The sequence below is a fragment of the Tateyamaria sp. genome (genome assembly GCF_059783535.1).
On the sequence record NZ_JBYNDP010000122.1, the window covers coordinates 1 to 5,399 of the forward strand.

At 60.1% G+C, this 5,399-nt stretch carries 6 protein-coding genes; 1 reads left to right on the forward strand and 5 read right to left on the reverse strand.

Translation table 11 applies throughout. From position 1 onward, the window contains the following. Positions 1 to 11: 11 nt before the first annotated feature. On the reverse strand, positions 12 to 377 hold the full coding sequence (locus AC6RA8_RS17920) for a methyltransferase family protein (protein ID WP_500354532.1): 366 nt from the start codon (positions 375 to 377) through the stop codon (positions 12 to 14). Between the two features lie 254 nt (positions 378 to 631). Here AC6RA8_RS17920 and AC6RA8_RS17925 point away from each other — a divergent pair, with 254 nt between their 5' ends. Then, positions 632 to 1,399 carry an SDR family NAD(P)-dependent oxidoreductase gene (locus tag AC6RA8_RS17925; protein WP_500354534.1) on the forward strand — a complete coding sequence of 256 codons (768 nt, stop codon included), beginning with the start codon at positions 632 to 634 and terminating at the stop codon, positions 1,397 to 1,399. Between the two features lie 96 nt (positions 1,400 to 1,495). Here the strand turns inward: AC6RA8_RS17925 and AC6RA8_RS17930 are convergent, their stop codons facing one another. From AC6RA8_RS17930 to AC6RA8_RS17945, 4 genes are all read right to left on the reverse strand, one after another. Continuing rightward, entirely contained in the window at positions 1,496 to 2,074 is a 579-nt protein-coding gene (locus AC6RA8_RS17930; RefSeq protein WP_500354536.1) for an REP-associated tyrosine transposase, read from the reverse strand. Between the two features lie 35 nt (positions 2,075 to 2,109). Beyond that, a complete protein-coding gene (locus AC6RA8_RS17935) occupies positions 2,110 to 2,889 on the reverse strand; it encodes a gamma-glutamyl-gamma-aminobutyrate hydrolase family protein (RefSeq protein ID WP_500354537.1) in 780 nt (259 codons plus the stop codon). Between the two features lie 111 nt (positions 2,890 to 3,000). Next, positions 3,001 to 3,426, reverse strand: a complete 426-nt coding sequence (locus AC6RA8_RS17940; protein WP_500354539.1) for a GlcG/HbpS family heme-binding protein — start codon at positions 3,424 to 3,426, stop codon at positions 3,001 to 3,003. Positions 3,427 to 3,527: 101 nt separating this feature from the next. Further along, positions 3,528 to 5,399 (reverse strand): malate synthase G (locus AC6RA8_RS17945; protein WP_500354541.1); only part of this gene is annotated, 1,872 nt, incomplete at its 5' end.

A 5,399-nucleotide genomic window follows, 5' to 3' on the forward strand; every position in this document is an offset into this window, starting at 1 on the left:
TTCGAAAATTTTCAGACCCACCTGCGCACTTTTTGTTCGTAGCGCGCAAACTCCACTCGGAAAATACGGCGCATCCGGTCCTCTTCCGGAATGATGAACTGGTGCTCGATCCACCAAACGAAGGCCGGGACCAGAACCAATGACGGCACCGCATCAAAGCGCAGGATCAGACCGGCCAGAAGAAGTGTGTCGCCCAGGTAAATGGGGTTCCGGGTGCGGGCGAACACACCATCGGTGATCAGTCGTTGCGGTTCTTGGTGCGGGATCACCGTTGTCTTGTGCCGCCAAAACGCGCGCAGGGCCGCAATCATCAACAGTACACCCGCGCCGATCAACAGGCCCGCCATCATATGCGTAACCGGGTGATCAACGCTCATCCCAAGCGGCATATAGCTCCCTTGGCACCACGCCAGAAAGACGCAGAACACAAGCCAGACTGGGGGAATATGGAGCAGGCTAATCATTTGACACACGTTAACTATGATTGCACCTGAAGAGAAAAGGCGTAGGCCTGTCAATGCGTTGCAGAAAGACCGCGACGAATGGCGCAGGCATCCGATGAATTGTGATTGATCCTTCGGCATTGACCGCGCAATGTTGGGTTACTCTTTTGCGCAAAGGGAACAGCCTCATGACATCCGACACATTTCTCACCGGCAAACATGCCCTGGTCACTGGCGGTGGCACCGGCATTGGTCTTGCGATCGCACATGCGCTGCAGCAGCGCGGAGCACAGGTCACGATCACCGGACGGCGGCAAGAGGTTCTCGACGAAGTCGCGGGTGACGGGATCTGGGGTGCTGCCATGGATGTACGGGACGAAGCATCCGTCAATACTGTGATAAACAATGCTGTCGCAGAACGCGGACCCATCCAGATTTGCGTTCCCAATGCCGGCATCGCCGAGGGGCGCGCCCTGCACAAAACCAAACTGGATTTTTGGCGGAACATGATGGCCACGAACCTGGATGGTGCCTTTCTGACCATCCGTGCCTGTTTGCCCGGCATGCGCGAAACGGATTGGGGCCGCGTGATCGCAGTGTCGTCCATTGCCGGACTACGTGGTTTGCCGGGTGGTGCCGCGTATTCGGCATCCAAACACGGGTTGATCGGCCTGGTCCGAAGCCTCAGCGAAGACTACATGGGCCAGCCCTATACCTTCAACGCGCTCTGCCCCGGATATGTCGACACCCCGATCGTCGACCGCAACCAGGTCGCCATTGCCGAACGGACGGGGATGAGCACGGAAGACGCGCGACAGGTGATGATCGATGCGAACCGACACAAACGGCTGATCGATGCGGATGAAGTGGCTGCTGCGGCGCTCTGGCTTGTTGGGCCCGGATCGCAAAGCATCAACGGTCAATGCATCCAGATCTCAGGCGGGCAGACGGCGTAAGGCGGATCTTGATCCGCCGATGGCGGAGGACACCTCCGCCTTACAGATCACGTCATCGCACCATTCAAATGCCCATAGGCGGGGCACAACCCCGCCTTACGTGGCGACGGTTCCGGTATCGTAAGGCGCACGTGTCGTGCGCCCAGCCACCGGTGTTGGATATGGACGATATGCCCGGCCAACAGGACCACACGCCGGATAGCGTCCTTGTTCAATCGCCCGATGTATTGATGAATGCGGCCACTCTTCCGCGCGGTTGACCAATCCGGCCTGTACCGGCGCCGAGAAAATCATATGCCGATGGGCCGCCAGATCCTCCCCATCCCGGATGACATGTTCCCAGAACCGGCGCTGCCACAGTCCTTTCTCGCCAGAACGCAGACGCAACCCGCAAACATCCTGCGGCGCCTCGACAGACCGAGAAAACAAGCTTTTCAGCATCCGCCACCGGGTCGAAAAATCTGCATCCCCCTCAGGCAGCTGCCACAGGGTATGTATGACATCCCCCAGCACAACGATCTCTTCGATGGAAAACGGATACTTCTCCCGTGTCTTGCGCATGGCCACACGTAGCGGATCAATCTCGCGCAGAAACAGGTCAGTGCCGCGGTGTGCGGCACGGGCGGTAAAGAAATATGTGGAACCGGGGCAATTGGAGCGAACATAACGTGGCATATCGCCACCCTGCCCGCCTCTTGGTTAACGGGCGTTTAAGCCGAGCGCAAAACCGGGCGCGCGCGCCCGCCATCTGCCCAATCGCGGCACGCCTCGCCAAAGGCTTCGAACAATGGGCGCGATACAGGATCGCATTTCGCGTTCCACTCCGGGTGCCACTGTACCGACAGGGTAAAACCGGGCGCGCCGTCGATATAGATGGCTTCGGCCGTCCCATCAGGTGCATGCCCGTCCACCACAACGCGCGGACCGGCGGTCTTGATCCCTTGACCGTGCAACGTGTTGGTGGGCACCGACTGGCGCCCCATCAGACGGTGAAACACGCCGCCTTCGGAAAACGTCACATCGTGGCGCAGAGCAAACTTTTCTTCCAGCGTCCCATCGGGCGGCATGCGATGATTGTCGCGGCCCGGCAGATCACGGATCTCCGGGTAAAGCGACCCGCCCATGGCCACGTTGACCTCCTGAAAGCCCCGGCAAATGCCCAGAAACGGCTGCCCCCGCTCCACGCAAGCGCGGATCAGCGGCAATGTCACACTATCTCGGTTCCGGTCAAAGGCCCCGTGGGCCTCGGTTGGCTCTTCACCATACTCCTCCGGATGCACATTGGCGCGCCCGCCGGTGAACACGAAACCCGCACAATGTTCCAACAGATCGGAAATCCGCACCTTGGCAGGCTCTGCCGGGATCAGCATGGGCAAGCCTTCGGACACATCTGCAACAGCTGATACGTTGATCAGGCCAGCCGCCTGCACCTCGTATTCGTCATTGATCACGTGGTGGTTCGAAATGATGCCGATAATGGGCCGCGCCATAGGGTCCTCTGCACTGGTTGCGTTTCAACCGATATACGCAGACGCCCGCCTCCTGAACAGAGAGACGGGCGCGCAAGGACATGTGCAAAAAGCCGCAGATGCGGGCAGTGCCTAAATTTCAGCCACCAAAGCGGCCGCTTCGATGCCCGCGACGGCTGCAACGGCATCGTTATCCGACGTGTCGCCCGTCACGCCAACAGCGCCGATGACTGCGCCTTTCTTGTCGCGCACCAGCACACCGCCGGGCACCGGCACAACCTGCCCACCATAAACGCCGTTCACCGCCGCCATGAAATAAGCCTGCTGCTCGGCCCGCGCCATCTGCGCCGTGCCGGCCATACCCAGCATGACCGCACCATAGGCCTTGCCCTGCGCAATCGCGAACCGACCGGGGGCCGCCCCATCCTCACGCTCAAAGGCCTGCACATGCCCGCCGGCGTCCAGCACCACGATGGACAGAGGCTTCAACCCCATCTCCCGCCCCTTCTCCAACGCTTTGCGAATGATGGTCCGCGCCTTGCGCAACGAAATCGCCATGTCTTGTCTCCTGACGGACCCAGTTGCCGGGCCCTTCTCTGTTTTTAGAAAATCCTCGGGGGTCTGGGGGCAGACAGCCCCCAGCGCTCTCAATCCACGGCTCAGGCCGCCTTGAACTCCAACCGGCGCGCATGCAGCACCGGCTCTGTATAACCGGACGGCTGCACCCGGCCCTTCAACACCAGATCGCAGGCAGCTTGAAAGGCCACACCGTCAAAGCCCGGAGCCATCGGCAGATAGGCGGGATCATCTGCGTTCTGGCGGTCCACAACCTCGGCCATCTTCTTGAGGGACGCCATCACCTGATCCTCGCTCACCACGCCATGGTGCAGCCAGTTCGACATAGCCTGCGCACTGATCCGGCATGTCGCGCGGTCCTCCATCAGACCCACATCGTTGATGTCCGGCACCTTGGAGCAGCCAACGCCCTGATCCACCCAGCGCACAACATATCCCAGAATACCTTGCGCATTGTTCTCCATCTCGCGCGCAATTTCTTCGGAAGAGAAGTTGCGCCCCACAGCGACAGGAATGGTCAGCAAATCCTCGAGCGTGCCACGCGCGCCACCCGCTTTAAGCGTGTCCTGCCGGGCCATAACGTCGACCTTGTGGTAGTGCGTAGCGTGCAAGGTCGCGGCCGTCGGAGACGGCACCCACGCACAGGTCGCGCCCGACTGCGGATGCCCGATCTTCTGCTCCAGCATCTCAGCCATACGGTCCGGCATGGCCCACATGCCCTTGCCGATCTGCGCCTTGCCTTTCAAGCCGCATTCCAGACCGATATCGACATTGCGATCTTCGTAAGAGGCGATCCAAGCCGCCCCCTTCATCTCGCCCTTCGGGATCATCGGCCCCGCTTCCATCGAGGTATGAATCTCATCACCCGTACGATCCAGGAAACCGGTGTTGATAAAGGCCACGCGCGCCTTCGCCGCCCGGATACATTCCTTGAGGTTAGCGGATGTGCGCCGCTCCTCATCCATGATCCCCAGCTTCACGGTGTTGGCAGGCAGGCCCAACACTTTCTCAACGCGCGTGAAGATCTCGTCAGCAAACGCCACTTCGACCGGCCCGTGCATCTTGGGCTTCACCACGTAAACCGATCCACAAACCGAATTGCGCAGCCCTTCGGTCTTCTGCAGGTCATGCATGGCGATCAGGGTGGTGATCATGGCATCCATCAACCCTTCACCCACCTCGTTGCCATCACGGTCGTGAATGGCCGGGTTGGTCATCAGGTGACCCACATTGCGGACCAGCATCAGGCTGCGGCCCTTCATGCTGAGTGCCGATCCATCAGGCGCAGTATAGGTCCGGTCGCTCGCCATCCGGCGGGTGATGACCTTGCCACCCTTCTCAAAGCTTTCTTCCAGATCGCCTTTCATCAGGCCCAGCCAGTTGCCATAGGCCAGAACCTTGTCCTCGGCATCCACGGCGGCCACACTGTCCTCGCAATCCATGATAGTGGACAGGGCGGATTCAAGGTTGACCGCAGAAATACCCGCGGGATCAGAAGTGCCGATGACATCATTGCGGTCCACCACGATCTCGATCGCCAGATGGTTGTTGCCGAACAAAAAGGTCTGTGCCTCCTCCTCATTCCCGCCATGGCCAAGAAACTGTGCCGGGTCGGACAAGGAAAAGGCCCCAAGATCTAACGCCCCGCCATACACGCTCAAAGATGTGACATCTGCCCAAGACCCACCGCTCAACGGCACAGCCTGGTCTAGAAACGCCTTGGCCCACGCAATCACGCGGGCCCCACGGGAGGGATCATAGCCCTCGCCCGCCGGCAAATCGCCCAGCGCATCCGTGCCATAGAGCGCGTCATAAAGGTTGCCCCAACGCGCATTTGCAGCATTCAAGGCAAAGCGGGCGTTCATGATCGGCACCACCAGTTGCGCGCCTGGTGTCGATGCAATCTCGGGGTCGACATTCTGGGTCTCAATCTCGAAATCAGGCCCTTCCGGAAC